Source organism: Paenibacillus sp. EKM206P (assembly GCF_011066155.1).
Lineage (GTDB): Bacteria > Bacillota > Bacilli > Paenibacillales > Paenibacillaceae > Paenibacillus > Paenibacillus polymyxa_D.
Window position 1 is genome coordinate 395,223 of record NZ_JAAMNQ010000002.1, and the last position, 16,295, is coordinate 411,517.

The following is a 16,295-nucleotide window of genomic DNA, read 5'->3' on the forward strand; positions in this document are numbered from 1 at the left end:
ACCTTATGGCACTGCTTACTCTGGATCGCGTATCGGTCGCTTATGACAACCAACTGATCTTGCAGGATTTCGATTTGCAGCTCGAACGGGGGCAATTGCTCTCGTTGCTCGGACCGAGTGGTTGTGGCAAAACGACCACACTTCGTCTCATTGCAGGATTTCTCGAAGCTAAACAAGGAACATTTTTATTTGGCGATAAGGATTATACTCGGGTTCCGGTGAATAAACGGAACTTCGGCTTTGTATTTCAAAGTTATGCACTCTTCCCACATTTGTCTGTTTTTGATAATGTTGCCTTTGGTTTGCGGTTACGCAAAGTAAAGGAAGATGATGTGAAGCGCCGCGTTATGACGATGCTGGATACGGTTAGCCTGAGGGGATTTGAAAAACGTTTCCCTGGTGAATTGTCAGGCGGACAGCGTCAACGTGTTGCGATTGCGCGAGCGCTTGTGATTGAACCCGATCTGCTGTTGTTTGATGAACCTCTGAGTAACTTGGATGCTAACCTGCGTGTAAATATGCGTGTGGAAATCCGCCGTATTCAACAGGAACTGGGCATCACTACTGTATACGTATCGCATGATCAGGAGGAATGTTTTTCGATTTCTGACCAGGTTGCGATTATGAATAAGGGGAACATCGAACAATTAGATGCTCCATCGACCATTTTTAAATATCCGACGACCGAATTTGTTGCCCGTTTTATTGGGTTTAATAATTTTCTAAGCTTTGATGAGCGTACTGAAGAAGGAGATCGTATTCGACTGAATACAGGCGATCTTACGTTCGGCGTAGCGCGTAATCAGGGTACGGCCCAGCTGGGTGCTCGTCAGGGCGCTATTCGTCCGGATGATTTGGTCATTCGAACAGAAGGCAACGAGACAGGAGAAAATGAGCTCCCCGGTATTATTAAGGTAAGTACTTACCTGGGGCGTAGCTATCAGTATGTGGTAGAAACGGCGAAAGGCAACTTTACGGCTAATCAGGAAATGGATACGCCCTACCTGAGTGGTCAGCGAGTTACCCTGCATTTTCCGGCAGATAAAATGGTGCTGGTCCAATAATCAGCGGGTTCGATGAAGGAGATACATCATGCGTGCAGACAAAATGATTTTACAAGTTAAGGTGTATAACAGTTACTACAAGACGTTCGAAGAAGGTAATGTAGCTATACTTGATGGCAAGTTTATGTATATCGGTCAGCGTGGTCTGGAGTCTTTCGAGGCTGCTGAAATTGTCGAAGGGCACGGGAAATATATGATTCCCGGCCTGATCGACATCCATTTGCATATCGAAAGCACAATGGTGACACCGGCAACCTTTTCCTATGGACTGATTCGCAATGGGATAACGACGATTGTACCAGAACCGCACGAAATGGCGAATGTTTTCGGATTGGAAGGCGTCCAGGAAATGATGGAAGCCAGCAAGGATTGCGTGGCTGATATGTTCTACGGCATCCCAAGCTCCGTCCCGGCAACACCGCTCGAAACCTCAGGAGGCGAGATCGGTATTCCCGAGATTGATGCGCTGCTGCAAACGGGTGAAATGATCTGCCTGGGTGAAATTATGAACTATGTGGATGTCATTCGTGATCCAGAGAGCAAGACGAATCGCATCTTACGCCATGTTCGTGAGCACTACCCGGAGCTGATCATTGAAGGTCATACGCCACAGTTGCTTGATCTGGACCTGCATCAGTTGATCTATGCGGGGATAGGCTCAGACCATACTCACCAAAGTATTGAAGGTATGAAGGCGCGGATGGCTGCGGGGATGTTTATTGAAATCCAGGAAAAATCCATGACCCCTGAAGTGATGGACTATCTTATTCAGGAAGATGTGGCACAACATTTTTGCTTTGTAACGGATGATGTGATGCCAGACTCTTTCGTAGAGCGAGGGCATCTAAACCATATTGTAAGTAAAGCAATCGGAATGGGCATGAAGCCTGAGGATGCCATTTATGCAGCTACGTTTACTCCTGCTGCACGGATGCGTATGCATGACCGCGGAACCATTGCACCGGGAAAAATAGCTGACTTTGTACTGCTGTCGGATCTTGGTCAATTTGATGTGGAGCAAGTCTATAAGGACGGACTCAAGGTATTCGATAAGTTCGAGGAATACCATCAAGCACCAATAAAATGCCGCTTCCCCGCCCACTTTTATCAAAGTGTGAAGCTCAATCCCCTCACGGAGCAGGATTTTACTGTAAAGATGGATGTAGCTGATGGCACACATCAATGCCGTGTTATGATGGTCAAAGATGGCTCTACTTTTACAAGTGAACGGATTGCACCTGCACAAGTAGAGCAGGGGGAACTGGTATGGGAACATGGTGAACATGGACTGATTGCTACGTTTGAGAGGTATGGAAAGAATGGCAACCGTGCTTACGGTTTGATCGGGGGAGATACGATTAAACGTGGGGCAGTGGCAACCACCTATTCGCACGATAACCATAACTTGCTGGTCGTAGGGCATAACAAGCAAGATATGATACTGGCCGCGAATACGGTTCTTGCCAGCCAAGGCGGTTTTTGCGTAGTTGAAAATGGCAAGGTGCTGTCCCATTTGCCTTTAACCGTAGGCGGGATCTTAACAGAAGGACCGCTGGAAATGGTTGCGGCGCATGTGAAGGAGCTGCGTTCAGCCTTGCTGTCGCTGGGCTACCGCCATTACAATCCAATCATGTCGCTGAGCACGCATTCTTTGCCGGTCAGCCCGGCCTTGAAAATTACCGATCACGGCCTGATTGATGTAAATGCTGGCAAGGTTGTACCTTTAATCGTGGAAACTTCAGAGATGCAAGAATAATAAAAGAGCCGACCCTCTTATGGGCCGGCTCTTTTTTGATGCTTTAGCAGACAAAGTTAACATCTTCTATCCTCCTATTGATGTAACCTATGTATAAAAGATAAACAAGTCTTGATTCTGGGTACCCGATTGCACGTAGAGTTTGCTTTACAATTAGTTCATGTAATCTTCATGATTAAAATCGAATAAGGACTTGAAAAACATCGTCACAATGTTATAATTAAAACAGGATTTAGATTAAGTCTAAATTAATTGATTAAGATTTATTGGATTGACGCATGGAATTTTGAAGAAAATCAGACACTACTGCTAACGAGCATCCAAGCTTTACACCAACTATATTTGAACGAGAGGGGATTTTAAACATGAGTACATTAAATCATACGAACGCACCTACACAAGAGGCTATTCAAGAATTGCACAAGGCATTGAATCGTCAGGTAGCTACCTGGTCTGTATTGTACACGAAACTGCATTATTTCCACTGGTATGTGAAAGGACCTAAATTCTTCACATTGCATGCTAAATTTGAAGAACTTTACAATGAAGCAACAGCTAATCTAGATACGATTGCTGAACGATTGTTGGCTATTGGTGGCCGTCCGGCTGCGACCTTGAAGGAGCATTTGCAACTTTCAGCTATTCAGGAGTCCGCAGGTGAGCAGACAGCTGAGGATATGGTGAAGTCCGTTGTTGCTGATTTTAAAACCATCACTGTTGAGCTGGCTAGTGGGATGGAAGCAGCGGAAGCGGCACAGGATAAAGCGACAGAGGATCTTCTTAACGGCTTAAGAGAAGCAATGGATAAACATATCTGGATGCTGAGTGCGTATTTGGGATAACCCATTGGTATAGACTTCCATGTATATGGAGATCAGGTGAACAAGACACACATCCCGTTGGTTCCACTCTGCCACTGGAGTATAATAACGAGAAGGCGTGGAAGACCACAGGCTCTAGAGTCATAGAGCTTCCGGGATGGGGTGTGTGTTATGGAAGTGAAACAACAGCTTTTGCATGAAGCGGAGCAGTTTATATATACATGTTATGAGGAGCTGGGCCGAAGCCGCGATGAAGCGGAGGCCCGGCTTCTTAATATTCGTCACGACATAGAGACTACGGGAATGTATGATCATACGTACGAAGAGCTGGAGCACGGGGCACTTATGGCTTGGCGCAATAGCAATCGTTGCATCGGTCGCTTATTTTGGGACAAGCTTTTGGTCAGGGATGCGCGGGGCGCGTCAGATGCAACGGAAGTGGTTCGCGAGCTCTTGGAGCATATACGCATAGGAACGAATGGCGGTAAAATTAAGCCAACGCTTACTGTATTCCGCGCCTCCAAGCCAGGGCAGCCGAATATCCGCATCTGGAACCATCAACTCATTCGTTACGCTGGATATGAAACCGATCAAGGGGTCATCGGGGACCCGATCTCGGTAGATTTTACCAATACTTGTAAAGACATGGGCTGGCAAGGAGCGATGACTCCTTTTGATATATTGCCACTGGTTGTGGAAGCAGGCGGCCGGCCTCCCGAGCTATATGATATTCCTGAACATTTGGTAATGGAGGTGGCCATTGAGCATCCAGAAATCTCGGGTTTCGCTTCCTTGGGATTACGTTGGTATGCTGTGCCTATGATTTCGGACATGACGCTGGAGATTGGCGGTATCATCTATACAGCGGCTCCCTTTAACGGCTGGTATATGGGAACAGAAATCGGCGCCCGCAATTTTGCGGATACCTTCCGCTATAATATGTTGCCACAGGTGGCTAAGCTGATGGGGCTGGATACGACGAGTGAAACAACGCTTTGGCGTGATCGGGCGCTGGTGGAATTGAATATTGCTGTGCTGCATTCTTTCAAAAAGGCGGGAGTCAGCATTGTCGACCACCATACCGCAGCGGCACAATTCAAGCTGTTTGAGGAACGGGAAGCCAAGGCTGGGCGCGCACTGACAGGCAATTGGACATGGCTGATTCCCCCGCTATCCCCGGCGACAACGCATATTTTTCATAATTCCTACGATAATCGGCTTGTGAAGCCGAATTTCGGAGTTCAAGAGAAGTCGTATATGTCGAGACAGGCTAATACAGCATCAGATACAGTGCTTCAGCAGAAACGCCAAGGCTGTCCTTTTCATTCCGGATAACGATGGGAATGACCTGATTGCTGCATTAGGACTCGAGCTTATCCCATGCAACGATAAATAGGGTAGCCAGTGGTCCTATTAATAGGGAGAGAAAAAACCAATTTAGCCCGCTCCGATTTTTGGATTGTGCCAAGCCGGCATTAATCAAGGCAAGTGTTCCCCACCCTGCATAATAATCTTCTGACATGGTATTCTCCTTTGTAAAAAGGTATAATATCGTACTGTGTATGGTATGAACACATCCATGATTTCATGAATTTAGAGTAAATATCACTTTATATATTCTGGTTTGAGGAGCGAAGCTAAGTTGGAAAGATATCAGGCAGAGCGCATTGTCGCTGAGCTTTTGGAACGGGCTGCTATAGGTGTGACAGTCAAGCTGGAAAAACGTTTTCCTGGTGGAAGGCTGATTGGGGGCAAATATGCTATGAATGCTCACGCCATTACCATGTATACGGACGTTATCGAAACACAGTGTTTACAGATGTTCGGCAGCATTGATCGAGTTGAGGAGTATTTTACAGTTGTGCTTGCACATGAGATTGGGCACGCCGCCGATACGGAATTAGTGGACCTCTCCGATGCGTTGGAGCAAGAGAGTGGGATAGGGACCCGGCAACGACTTGCGCTGCAAATTGAAGAAAACGCATGGAATTATGCGCTTGGGTTGGTGCCTGAAATAGATGCAACGTTTATTTCTGCCGTAATAGACGAGTCCTTGCTGGCCTATCGGGTCCCGATTATGGAGCAGTCTGACATTGCGTAACAAAGATGATCCGAGAGCCGTCAGGCTCTTTTTTTGTTGATTAAAACAGACGAGATTGGGTCGGATGATCTAAAGGAGTAGCTTTTTAAGCTGCGACACGCGTCCCTGGGATAGTTCGAGCATTTCGGCTAATTCTTTTTGAGATACATTTGGGTGCTCCTGCATGAGCTGTTTTAGTTTATTCAGGAGATCATTCTGATTTCTGTAACTCCTTCTTTTCTTGGGCTGGACAGGACGTGCTTCACTCAAATGACTAGAAGGATTATCGCTCTTCAGATTTTCAATACAACTTTTGCATATCAGATGATCCCTGAAATAGCTCAAATGATCTACGGCACCACAAAAATAGCAAGAAACCCCCGTATACTTGCGAATCATCAGTCCCTCTGGGGTAATAAAAAAATCGAGGGCATCTCCAATATTAATATTCATAGAATTGCGCAGCTCCTTAGGCAGCACAATGCGGCCTAAATGGTCTAATGGCCGTGTCATTCCTGTGTTCTTCATCATTTTTCCCCTTTCCTGAAATGCGCTTATAGTTGTAGGAATTGTATGTATATATGCTGGAAGTACAAAGCGCTTATATTACAGTTTGTTTTGGTATAGCTATGCTGAAAAAAAAGCTCCGGCATGACGAACAATTACGTCTGCCGGAGCATTGTACAGCCAATGAATCTAAGATGTCATGTCGAACTACTGTGGGTTGGTTGTCCAAATACCGGCTACTTTTAATTGAACTCGTGGAGGCAGTTTCAATGTGGCTAATGTCAGATCGGCCAAATCCTGCGGTTGAAGCATGCGATCCTCATCACCAATAGGTAATCCTGCGTTTGCCGCCAGTTCTGTATTGACAGTGCTTGGAGTCAGCGCGGTGACGCGAATGTTAGATTTGCGAACTTCCTGCATCAGTGCTTCCGTGAAGCCCATCAAAGCAAATTTGGATGCGCAATATGCCGAACCTGTTGCAAAACCTCGTTCTCCTGCCGTCGAGGAAATATTAATAATGTTTCCGCTCTTTTGCGCCAGCATGCTTGGAAGCACAGCATGTGTGACATAATAGGTTCCCATCAGGTTTACGCGAATAATACGTTCCCACTCTTCGGGGTCCATCTCTGCGACTGTGCCAAAGGTAGCAATGCCTGCATTGTTGATCAAAATATCGACAGCGCCCAGCTCATGTTCCAGTGAAGCTACAGCGGCAGCGGCCTGTGCGCGATCCGATATATCTGCAACAGCACTCACCACTTTCACACCGTATGTACTCCCCAGTGAATCCTGCAGCTTTTGCAGGTCAGTCAATGTGCGTGAAATTAATCCAAGGTTAACGCCTTCCTTAGCTAAAGTTTCGGCAATTGCTTTACCGATTCCTTTACTGGCTCCTGTAATAATAGCTGTTTTATTCTTAAGTTCCATTCAGTCTCCTCCTTATTAATCTATAATGTGGTTGTGCATCTGGGCACATGGTTACATTATACAAGGTTAAACTCATTGAACCAAACTTCGCCTCTGATGAGGCATTCATTTAGAGGTCTCTATTTGGAAATATAAATATCCCCTGAAGTGGTTTCGACCTTAATCACGTTCACACTACCGGGAACAGATTCGGGAGTATTGATATTCCCAGAGTCAGAGCGGACATTATAAACACCTTTAAAATCGGGAGCTTGCTTAATCTTCACGTCACCAGAATCAGCATTCACTTCCAAGTTGGCTACGGCACGTTGCGTAATATTTGTCTCCCCTGAGGTTAGGGAAATAAGGCCATTACCGCTATAATCACGAATGGTAACATCACCTGAAGTAAGCTTTAACTCCATATCTGCTGCAAGCTGACTGGCTGTAAAATTGCCGGATGTTAAATTTGCGATCAGGTGGGTACTTTGGAGGTTTGTAATCTCGGCAGTGCCTGAAGTAGCGGTGATGGAAGTATTCTGCACGGAGGCATCCTGAAGTTTTACATTCCCTGAATGTGCATCTACCTGTAGGTCAGTTAGTGTTTCGCCGGAGGGCATCTCTACGGTAATCGTTTGATCCAAATCAGGAGTGATCGAGAAGAATGACAAGGAAGGGGCCGGCTCCGATTGAATCGTAAGCTTACCGTTCTCAATTCGGGCATTATGAATTTGGTCGGCTACCTTTGTCTGAACTTCTCCACTAATGCGTATCGTACCTTGGTCGCCAGAGCCAGGAGTAAACAAAATAGAGACATCATCAGAGCTGTCCACTTTCAGCTTCTGTAGCTGACCACGTGTAAACGTCCATTTTTTGTTAATCGCAGTTGTTTCCTTCATGACTTGTTGACTCCATGGGGCACCGTAGGCCACCATTCCGGCTACACCGATGACAATGCACAGACCTGCTGCAATAAACCACTTTTTATTCATGTTGTTAGTAAGCTCCCCTCAGGGTAGTCAGATTCCATTTCCAGTATCGTACTGTGCCTTTGACCATAAGGAGTAAGAGATAACGTACACCAGGCAGCAGCAATAGACCTATACCCGTCAACGTGATAGAGAAAAAGAATTTGGCCGGGTAAAAGGTGCTGTTTAGCGCATAATCAGTAACAGCGAGAAGGGGGGCTACAATGAAGCTGATCGATACCACAGCCAATGAAGCCCATACTGCCCATAGGGTAGCCATAATCGGGATGGAGATTAGCAAATTGAGAAACAACAGCCCTAGGAAAGTAAAAATATTGCGTGCAAAGCTGCCCTGGCGAAGCGGAGGAGAAGCGTTCCAGGCTGCATGGGGATCATCCAACGCTTCTCGGGCAATATCCTCTGGGTTACCCAGCTCATGGGCAATCTCACTTTCGCTTTTGCCATTAACCAACCCGTAGTCAAAATGCTGGCTCAAATCACTAAGCAGCTCATTGCGTACCTCTGCAGGGAGAGGAGAAAGACGCTGTTCCACCTCTGTAAGAAACTGTTTTCTATTCATCGGAATTTCCTTCCTCCAGTAGGCTTGCGACATTATGGACAAAATCATTCCATTCCCGCGTAAGTATTCTTGTATAATGACTGCCAGTATCGGTCAGCCGATAATATTTGCGAGGAGGCCCCTCGGTCGATTCCTGTAAATACGTTGTGCAGTATCCTTCTGATACCAGACGGCGAAGCAGTGGATATAGGGCTCCCTCGGCTACTTCAATATGACGGGAGACGGCTTGCGCCAACTCGTAGCCATAACGGTCTTTGCGTCCAATTAGAACGAGAACGCACAGTTCCAGTACCCCTTTTTTGAATTGGATGTTCACATTCACGAGCGGTGCTCCCTTCCTGGATGTTATCAATAATTCATAGGTGTCGTTCGGAATAAGGGAAAGAAACGTGTGTTTGTGCGTAATTTGTCACGGGTACTAATTATAGAACAGTAGTCAGGTATAATTTAACATCATGTACTGATTAATGCAAGGTACTAAATTTTTAATAATAAAATATTTGTGTCAAAATGGACAGATTTCCTTCCTTGGAGGCTTTATTGAGTAGCGAATGTTGTAGAAAAAAGTATTTTTATTTGGGAATTCATCGAAATATGGCTGGAAGCACAGATAGGATGCCGCTTTAATTTCATTCATTAAAATGATAGATTGTAAAGTATTCAACAGGGTTAAAAATTACTTTTTATGAAGAGGTGGATAAAGAATGGACTGGAAACATTGGTATATGGAACTGGAACAGGATGATGAGTCTTGGGATGTATCCGAGGAGATTGTTCTGCGTGGTGTAGTGCAACTTAATTTTTGCGGGCAACCCTCGGAAGTAGAAGTCGAATTTATCGTGGGAGCCGACTCCGAAGAACAGGCACAGACGATAGAAGAACCTACACAGTTGCAAAAAAAGACATGGGAGCAGTATATGGAATATTCATCAGCTATTCATCCTCAAGTGTTGGAATCCATACACCATCATTATGCTGGCATCGTGGAAAAGTATCGGAATGCTTACAGTACATGGGGAGAGGACCCGGATGAATATGCGCCTTATGTGGAGCGGCCGGAACAATTGTTGAATCGAATACAGCTTATGTCTATACTGATTTCCGACTCATCGGCAAAGGATGAACTGTATTTGAATTTTAGTTGTTCCTGGGATCGAGAACATGGCTTAGGCGTACATATGAAGCAGATGAAAATGAAGCATATTCAAGGCGCTTATACATTATATGACCTAGAATAAATCCCCTTCCCGGGCTTTTAGCAGAAAGGACCGGAAAGGGGAACAGAATATGTTGAAAATGAAGGCGTGATTCGAAACGATAAAAAATTAGTTGGATACAGCCAATGCAGCCCGGGCTGCTTGAGCCGCTTGTACCATTTGTCGCAAGGCGGCGACAGATTCCTCTTTGGTGCGGGTTTTCAGACCACAATCCGGATTAACCCAGAACAAATCTGATGGCAGTACGCGCAGGGCACGCTGGATCATGCTTAGCATTTCAGATACATCGGGGATGCGCGGACTGTGGATATCGTACACGCCCAGACCGATGCCTTTGTCGTATACCTGATCTTCAAAGCTGACAATCAGTTCTCCGTGGCTTCGCGAAGTTTCAATAGATATAACGTCGGCATCCATGTCAGAGATGGACTGAATCATATGCTGAAATTCAGAATAGCACATATGCGTATGGATTTGGGTCGCAGGCTCAACGGTGGCCGTGGTCACAAGGAAGGCTTGAACCGCCCAATCCAGATAGGCTTGCTGTTGTTCTTTTTTCAGCGGAAGCCCTTCACGAATTGCGGGTTCATCGACCTGAATCATGCCGATGCCCGCTTGTTCCAGTGCCTCTACCTCTGCCCGTAATGCCAGAGCCAACTGTAAAGCGACTTGACTGCGCGGAATATCATTACGTTCAAAAGACCAGTTCAAAATGGTCACAGGGCCTGTAAGCATTCCCTTAACAGGCTTGGAGGTTAACGATTGGGCGAATGCCGTTTCTTCCACAGTCATGGGCTGATCGAAGGAAACGTCTCCGTATATAATCGGTGGTTTGACGCAGCGGGAGCCGTAGGACTGTACCCATCCGTTTTGTGTAAAAGCAAAGCCATTCAGCTTTTCGCCAAAAAATTCAACCATATCGGTCCGCTCAAATTCCCCGTGTACAAGCACGTCAATGCCAATGTCCTCCTGAATATCAATCCATTCCTTGATTTGCTGTTGGATGAACGTCCGGTATTGCTCGGCAGACCATTCTCCTTTGCGATAGTGCAGGCGGGCCTTGCGGATCTCGGCAGTTTGCGGGAAGCTACCAATAGTCGTCGTAGGCAGCGGAGGCAACTTCAGCTTATTTTGCTGAATCTCACGACGCTCAGCGAAAGGAACGCTGCGTGACAGAGGCTCCTTGGCTAGTAAGTCAGCCAGATCGGCAGCTGTCTGTACGCGTGCCGCTGAGCTGTTGAAACGGGCTACCGCATCTGCACTTTGTCCAAGCTTGGTGAGTGCGGATGGATCGTGTTTGCCAAGTGCAGCCGTCAGGACGGCGATTTCCTCAAGCTTTTCATCGGCAAAGGCCAGCGCTTGGACCAGTTCTCGATCTAGCTTGTGCTCTGCCTCTAGACTAACTGGCACATGCAGGAGACTGCATGATGGCTGAACGATAAGCTGCTCGGCAGTGGTTTGTTCCGCTAACTGGCCCAGCAGGGTAGCCACAGCGTTCAGGTCGCTGCGCCATATATTGCGCCCATCAATGACCCCAGCGCCCAGCGTTTTTCCTTTAGGGAAACCATGCTGCAATATATGCTGAAGATTTTCGCCATCATCATACACAAAATCAAGACCCAGTCCCTGTACCGGAAGTGCGGACAGACGCTCATAATGGTCCAGGCTGCCAAAGTAGGTTTGCAGCATTATATTTAAAGAGGGCGCAGCTTGGGTCAAAGCTTCATAGACTTCCTGAATAATGTCCAGATCCTCTACTGGGAATGAGGTGGTCAGGACAGGTTCATCGATTTGGACCCATTGAACACCTTCTGCTGCTAGTTCAGACAGGACACGGGTGTATAAAGGCAGGAAGGTTCTTATAATAGAAGCAAGTTCCTTACGATCATAGCCTTTGGAAAGGGTAACGAATGAATAGGGGCCGATGAGGACCGGTTTCCCATCAATGCCTAGCTCCTGTTTTGCTTCAAGATAAGCCTGTAAAGGTTTATTTTCAGTGAACACCGGGACTGCGTTTGCCAATTCAGGAACGATGTAGTGATAATTGGTATTCATCCATTTGGTCATTTCACTGGCGGTTGCTCCCTTCTGTCCACGAGCGATCCCGAAATACACGGACAGAGGAACCGGACCTGCGGGACGATGGTTGAACCTTTCGGGTACCAGACCAAACATCACAGATGTATCCAGCATGTGATCATAATAGGAGAAGTCTCCGACAGGAATGCGATCAATCCCCTTGTCACGCTGCTTGCTCAGATGCTCCAACCGTAATCTTTTCATCTCCGTTTGCAGTTCGCTTTCGTTAATACTGCCGTTCCAGAAGCGTTCCAGTGCTTTCTTCCATTCCCGGTTTTCGCCGATACGCGGATATCCCAGATTACTGCTAATTAAGCCGGACAATTCAGGCCATTCAATGACGGACATGTACTTTTCCTCCTAGCGGGTGGCTGTTTTATTTTTACGTACCAAAAAAGGCATTCTTCCCCCCAGAGTTAAAAATAAGTAGGGGAAAGAATGCCTCCGTGATTAAAAAATCAAAAATACGGCGACTGCTCTTAACACCTCCCTATCTTCCGTAGGTACTTGCGATGTTGTTAAAATAGGCAGGTCTCCTGACTTACGGATCATGACTCTCAGCATCCCTTCCCGGTCTGTGGACCAGTGGTTGTATGAACAGCTGAAAGTTCCCCGTTTACAGTGGCGGGACCGTGCCGGATTTGCACCGGCTTCCCTTTTAAGCCTGATCTGAATAGAACAGACACCTATCTCCAAGCTATGCGGTTAAGGTATGACGAATAATTATGCACTCGTATACTTGTTCACCATCATAAGTGAAACTTGCAGGATGCGCAATAGAAACTGCAATGGAATCTGTTAGGGATATGCAAAAAAAAGACAAGCCTCATCCATGATGGAGACTTGTCCTAGATTAGATATAGCATTTGCCGAGTAACCTTCGCCTTAAGTCAATGAAACGGTGTAACCTGCCTGAATGCTGGCTTTTACATCTACCAGACGCTGGTTGCGGCTGCCCCGGAAGGGAAGGGTCAGGTCCTTTTGCTGTTCTACAAAGCGACCATCCACAATCACATCGCACAAAAGTGCTAGCTTTTGTCGCTCCTGATCTGTGAGTAGATCTTCATAGACAAAGCCAGTGTAAGCCCACACGGTTCGGTCGGGACAGGCCGCACGGAAGTCACGCACAAATTGCGAGCATTCTGCTGCTGAGAAAAACGGGTCTCCCCCGCAGAGAGTCAGTCCGTCCAACAACGGATTTTCCATGATGTCACGAATGACCTCCTGTTGTCGTTGGGGGGTGAATGGCTCACCTGCACGGAAGCTCCACGACGCTGGATTAAAGCATCCGGGACAGGCATGACGGCAACCGCTAATGAACACGACGGTACGCAGGCCGTATCCTTCATTCAGAGATTCCGGAATGTAGCCACATAAATTCACTTATGTTTCACCCGGTCTCGAACTTCTGCCTGTTTTGCAGCATTAAAGCGAACGGTATAATCTCCTGTCAGATATCCGGTTACCCGACGTAAGCGCTGAAAGTGTGTGTGCTCCTCATCTGTGCCACATTGGGGGCAGCTTGTCCCGATAATCCCTTCATAACCGCATTCCGTACAACGATCCACCGGATGGTTGATGGAGAAGTAGCCGATATTCTGATGCAGCGCGTATTGAACAATTTTAAGAAACGCATCCGGGTTATTCCGCGCATTACCGTCCAGCTCAATGTATGATATCGCACCAGCGTTGCATAGGTTATGGAACGGAGCTTCCAAGCTGATTTTACGAGCAGCCGGGAGTGTGTAATACACGGGAATATGAAAAGAATTCGTGTAATATTCTCGATCATTTACCTCAGGAATAATCCCGAAATCACGTTGATCCAGCAAGGTGAACTTGCCCGACAGACCTTCGGCAGGCGTAGCGAACAATGTAATATTCAAATTGTGATATTCACTCATTCGATCGCAATACACGCGCATAGAAGTGATGATTCGCTGTGCCTCGCGGTATACGAAATCATCCTCCCCGTGGTGTTTCCCGTATAGTGCCTTCATGCACTCAGCCAGTCCGATGAATCCGATCGAAAGCGTACCGTGTTTTAGTATGCTTCCCACCTTATCATCTGGCTCTAGTTGTTCTCCACCTTCCCATACCCCTTCGCGCATCATAAAGTCCGAGGCTTTGGCCGGCTGGCTGGTCTGGATTTGATAGCGATGGATTAAGCCATCCACCGCAATGCGCATAACTTCTTCTAGTCTCGCATCAAAGCGATCACGGTCAGGTGTCAGGCGTTTGCCTGTGCAAATACCATACTCAATGCCAAGCCGCACCAGATTAATGGTATTGAAGGAGAGATTTCCCTTACCACTCTGCCGATTTCTACCGAAACGGTCAGAAATGGTGCGGGTACGGCAACCCATTGTCGCTATAATGGTATCCGGGTCATCAGCACGGTAAAAAGGCAGGTTAAAGGTGGCATCCACATTCACAAAATTGGGATACATCCGTCTGCTAGAGCATTCTACCGCCCGTAAGAACAAATCATAATTGACGTCGCCTTCTGCCTGATTGATTCCCTCTTTGCATTGGAAAATATGCTGTGGAAAAATAGGAGTTTCCCCGCTACCCAAGCCGCGAATCGTGGCCTCCAGCAGCGATTGAGTAACAAGCCGTCCCTCAGCAGACGTGCACATTCCGTAATTCAGTGAAGTGAATGGAATCTGTCCACCCGCGCGACTGCTCATGGTGTTCAGGTTATGAATGAGCGATTCAGCAGCCTGTCGGGTTTCCGTCTCCGTCTCTTCGCGAGCGAATGCGTATGAACGAGGGCAGGCTTCTTGCAAATGGGGATTGGCCATATGTAGTTCATCGTCAGTCAGACTGGATTCTATCTCTTCCTCGAACAGCCGAAGTCCCTTGCGCAGATGCTTGCGGAAGGACCGGGCAACGTATGGGGCAAGGTCCCAATCTATTTTATTGGCGGAGACACCTCCGAATTGGCTATTTTGCTGAGACTGGAATATGATGGCAACTAGTGCCATAGCGGACATAATCGTTTGCGGTGTGCGTACAGAGCCATTGCCTGTATTGAATCCGTCTTGTAGTAACCGGCCAAAAGGGATAAAGATACAATTCGTAGTTCCGAGTGCGTATTGGTCCAAATCGTGAACATATACATATCCGTGATCAATCGCGTTCGTCAGTTCAGGCGGAAGTACCCGCAGGCGCGCATACCATTTGGCATACTCGGACCCAAGCTTGCTCATTTTGCCGCTGAACGATTCTCCATTCAAATTTGCATTCTCCCGCAGCATGTCCAGATCTTGTGCCCCAATGACCCGCTCGCCGATGTCGTATAATTGATGTTCCTCCAGCACCTTCATCGTAAAACCCTCCATATAGTAAAATATATATATTTTTCACAAAAACAACATATTGATGATATCTAGTGATAACCAATTGTTTCGATCTATATATTGTATATACGTATACATCGGGAGTATGTGACTATTGTCACATTAGCAAGAGCGGCCGACACGAAAAAGCCAGGTATAGAGTAAGGGGCACATCCGTAGATATGCGCCTTACTCTATACCTGGCAATCGAAGTTGTGACAAAAAAATGAATAGGGTCGTCGGTACATTGTGTATGATTTTGGGATATAGATTTAGAAGGTTTAGAGTAGCTTTTTCAACTGGGACACCCGGCCTTGGGAGATATCGAGCATTTCTGCATACACTTTTTGTGGCAGGTTCGGGTGATCCTGAATTAGCTTGCGAAGCTTTTTTACCATTTCACCTTGCTGCACTCTGGAATGCTTGGGCTGCCACGTTGTGTTGTTTCGGATCGGCTGGGTATGTTCTTGAGCCTGGATAGCATCATTGCTTGTGGCATGCACATTTTCATCGGTCTTTAATAATTGAATGCAATCAGCGCAGATAAAGCTGTCCCGAAAATAAGTTAAGTGATCCACCGCGCCGCAAAATTTGCAGGAGACACCCGTGTATTTTCTTAATACAAATCCTTCTTCATCTACGAAGAATTCAAGCGAATCACCGATATTGATATCCATTGTGGTGCGCATTTCCTTAGGGAGTACAATTCGCCCCAATTGATCCAGGGGCCTTGTCATTCCGGTATTTTTCATCAGCGCTTCCTCCTTCAATGATATATCCTGATTATACCAAAAAATATTATTTTTAGCTTTGTATATTGAAGGTAAAATGCAACTTTTTTTGTCTTTATGCTGCGACTCTCTTTCATCCAGTATAGGATGTTTACGGTATTGTTGCCGGGATACTCCTTTTTAGCTATGATATATAAAACGCTTTCATGTATGCCTTTTCATTATATTCTTAAATGGAATAAGGA

General features: G+C 46.5%; 16 protein-coding genes and 1 riboswitch. Of the genes, 6 read left to right on the forward strand and 10 right to left on the reverse strand.

The annotated features are described in order from the left end of the window. Nucleotides 1-5 precede the first annotated feature (5 nt). The 4 genes from G9G53_RS05510 to G9G53_RS05525 all read left to right on the forward strand — a co-directional run bounded on the left by G9G53_RS05510 (nucleotide 6) and on the right by G9G53_RS05525 (nucleotide 4,976). Entirely contained in the window at nucleotides 6-1,064 is a 1,059-nt protein-coding gene (locus G9G53_RS05510; RefSeq protein ID WP_165145968.1) for an ABC transporter ATP-binding protein, read from the forward strand. Between the two features lie 28 nt (nucleotides 1,065-1,092). Continuing rightward, nucleotides 1,093-2,820, forward strand: coding sequence for an adenine deaminase C-terminal domain-containing protein (locus G9G53_RS05515; RefSeq protein WP_029518626.1), 1,728 nt, complete (start codon nucleotides 1,093-1,095; stop codon nucleotides 2,818-2,820). A gap of 365 nt (nucleotides 2,821-3,185) precedes the next feature. Beyond that, nucleotides 3,186-3,662, forward strand: coding sequence for a Dps family protein (locus tag G9G53_RS05520; RefSeq protein ID WP_165145971.1), 477 nt, complete (start codon nucleotides 3,186-3,188; stop codon nucleotides 3,660-3,662). A gap of 150 nt (nucleotides 3,663-3,812) precedes the next feature. Next, nucleotides 3,813-4,976, forward strand: a complete 1,164-nt coding sequence (locus tag G9G53_RS05525) for a nitric oxide synthase oxygenase (protein WP_165145974.1) — start codon at nucleotides 3,813-3,815, stop codon at nucleotides 4,974-4,976. Nucleotides 4,977-5,001: 25 nt separating this feature from the next. On the opposite strand, the gene G9G53_RS05530 is transcribed toward G9G53_RS05525, so the two are convergent. Then, nucleotides 5,002-5,163, reverse strand: coding sequence for a hypothetical protein (locus tag G9G53_RS05530; protein WP_165145977.1), 162 nt, complete (start codon nucleotides 5,161-5,163; stop codon nucleotides 5,002-5,004). A gap of 120 nt (nucleotides 5,164-5,283) precedes the next feature. Between G9G53_RS05530 and G9G53_RS05535 the strand changes: the two genes are divergently transcribed. After that, on the forward strand, nucleotides 5,284-5,742 hold the full coding sequence (locus G9G53_RS05535; RefSeq protein ID WP_029518623.1) for a hypothetical protein: 459 nt from the start codon (nucleotides 5,284-5,286) through the stop codon (nucleotides 5,740-5,742). Between the two features lie 69 nt (nucleotides 5,743-5,811). Here G9G53_RS05535 and G9G53_RS05540 read toward each other — a convergent pair whose 3' ends face one another. The 5 genes from G9G53_RS05540 to G9G53_RS05560 all read right to left on the reverse strand — a co-directional run bounded on the left by G9G53_RS05540 (nucleotide 5,812) and on the right by G9G53_RS05560 (nucleotide 9,004). Further along, nucleotides 5,812-6,249 (reverse strand): AbrB/MazE/SpoVT family DNA-binding domain-containing protein, encoded by a 438-nt coding sequence (locus G9G53_RS05540; protein WP_029518622.1) that lies wholly within the window; start codon nucleotides 6,247-6,249, stop codon nucleotides 5,812-5,814. A gap of 186 nt (nucleotides 6,250-6,435) precedes the next feature. Next, nucleotides 6,436-7,155, reverse strand: a complete 720-nt coding sequence (locus G9G53_RS05545) for a 3-ketoacyl-ACP reductase (RefSeq protein ID WP_165145980.1) — start codon at nucleotides 7,153-7,155, stop codon at nucleotides 6,436-6,438. 119 nt (nucleotides 7,156-7,274) lie between these two features. Continuing rightward, complete coding sequence (locus tag G9G53_RS05550; RefSeq protein WP_165145983.1) at nucleotides 7,275-8,126, reverse strand: DUF4097 family beta strand repeat-containing protein; 852 nt, start codon at nucleotides 8,124-8,126, stop codon at nucleotides 7,275-7,277. A 4-nt stretch (nucleotides 8,127-8,130) separates the two neighbouring features. Further along, nucleotides 8,131-8,682, reverse strand: a complete 552-nt coding sequence (locus tag G9G53_RS05555; protein WP_165145986.1) for a DUF1700 domain-containing protein — start codon at nucleotides 8,680-8,682, stop codon at nucleotides 8,131-8,133. Then, complete coding sequence (locus G9G53_RS05560) at nucleotides 8,675-9,004, reverse strand: PadR family transcriptional regulator (RefSeq protein WP_029518618.1); 330 nt, start codon at nucleotides 9,002-9,004, stop codon at nucleotides 8,675-8,677. The genes G9G53_RS05555 and G9G53_RS05560 overlap by 8 nt, the downstream gene beginning before the upstream one ends. Before the next feature lie 382 nt (nucleotides 9,005-9,386). Between G9G53_RS05560 and G9G53_RS05565 the strand changes: the two genes are divergently transcribed. Further along, nucleotides 9,387-9,920: a DUF6985 domain-containing protein gene (locus G9G53_RS05565; RefSeq protein WP_029518617.1), complete on the forward strand. Its 534-nt coding sequence runs from the start codon at nucleotides 9,387-9,389 to the stop codon at nucleotides 9,918-9,920. An 87-nt stretch (nucleotides 9,921-10,007) separates the two neighbouring features. On the opposite strand, the gene metE is transcribed toward G9G53_RS05565, so the two are convergent. From metE to G9G53_RS05585, 4 genes are all read right to left on the reverse strand, one after another. Next, nucleotides 10,008-12,326: a 5-methyltetrahydropteroyltriglutamate--homocysteine S-methyltransferase gene (gene metE / locus G9G53_RS05570; protein ID WP_029518616.1), complete on the reverse strand. Its 2,319-nt coding sequence runs from the start codon at nucleotides 12,324-12,326 to the stop codon at nucleotides 10,008-10,010. A 161-nt stretch (nucleotides 12,327-12,487) separates the two neighbouring features. Continuing rightward, nucleotides 12,488-12,683, reverse strand: a riboswitch (cobalamin riboswitch). A 180-nt stretch (nucleotides 12,684-12,863) separates the two neighbouring features. Continuing rightward, nucleotides 12,864-13,361, reverse strand: coding sequence for an anaerobic ribonucleoside-triphosphate reductase activating protein (gene nrdG / locus G9G53_RS05575; RefSeq protein WP_069012087.1), 498 nt, complete (start codon nucleotides 13,359-13,361; stop codon nucleotides 12,864-12,866). Then, nucleotides 13,358-15,307 (reverse strand): anaerobic ribonucleoside triphosphate reductase, encoded by a 1,950-nt coding sequence (locus G9G53_RS05580; protein ID WP_029518614.1) that lies wholly within the window; start codon nucleotides 15,305-15,307, stop codon nucleotides 13,358-13,360. The genes nrdG and G9G53_RS05580 overlap by 4 nt, the downstream gene beginning before the upstream one ends. A 293-nt stretch (nucleotides 15,308-15,600) precedes the next feature. Beyond that, nucleotides 15,601-16,071: an AbrB/MazE/SpoVT family DNA-binding domain-containing protein gene (locus G9G53_RS05585; protein WP_165145989.1), complete on the reverse strand. Its 471-nt coding sequence runs from the start codon at nucleotides 16,069-16,071 to the stop codon at nucleotides 15,601-15,603. Nucleotides 16,072-16,295: the final 224 nt, after the last annotated feature.

Coding starts and splice junctions, on each gene's coding strand:
- G9G53_RS05510 (WP_165145968.1), top strand. CDS start 6: ATGGCACTGCTTACTCTGGATCGCGTATCGGTCGCTTATGACAACCAA.
- G9G53_RS05520 (WP_165145971.1), top strand. CDS start 3,186: ATGAGTACATTAAATCATACGAACGCACCTACACAAGAGGCTATTCAA.
- G9G53_RS05540 (WP_029518622.1), bottom strand. CDS start 6,249: ATGAAGAACACAGGAATGACACGGCCATTAGACCATTTAGGCCGCATT.
- G9G53_RS05585 (WP_165145989.1), bottom strand. CDS start 16,071: ATGAAAAATACCGGAATGACAAGGCCCCTGGATCAATTGGGGCGAATT.
- G9G53_RS05580 (WP_029518614.1), bottom strand. CDS start 15,307: ATGAAGGTGCTGGAGGAACATCAATTATACGACATCGGCGAGCGGGTC.
- G9G53_RS05530 (WP_165145977.1), bottom strand. CDS start 5,163: ATGTCAGAAGATTATTATGCAGGGTGGGGAACACTTGCCTTGATTAAT.
- G9G53_RS05515 (WP_029518626.1), top strand. CDS start 1,093: ATGCGTGCAGACAAAATGATTTTACAAGTTAAGGTGTATAACAGTTAC.
- metE (WP_029518616.1), bottom strand. CDS start 12,326: ATGTCCGTCATTGAATGGCCTGAATTGTCCGGCTTAATTAGCAGTAAT.
- G9G53_RS05565 (WP_029518617.1), top strand. CDS start 9,387: ATGGACTGGAAACATTGGTATATGGAACTGGAACAGGATGATGAGTCT.
- G9G53_RS05550 (WP_165145983.1), bottom strand. CDS start 8,126: ATGAATAAAAAGTGGTTTATTGCAGCAGGTCTGTGCATTGTCATCGGT.
- G9G53_RS05555 (WP_165145986.1), bottom strand. CDS start 8,682: ATGAATAGAAAACAGTTTCTTACAGAGGTGGAACAGCGTCTTTCTCCT.
- G9G53_RS05545 (WP_165145980.1), bottom strand. CDS start 7,155: ATGGAACTTAAGAATAAAACAGCTATTATTACAGGAGCCAGTAAAGGA.
- G9G53_RS05525 (WP_165145974.1), top strand. CDS start 3,813: ATGGAAGTGAAACAACAGCTTTTGCATGAAGCGGAGCAGTTTATATAT.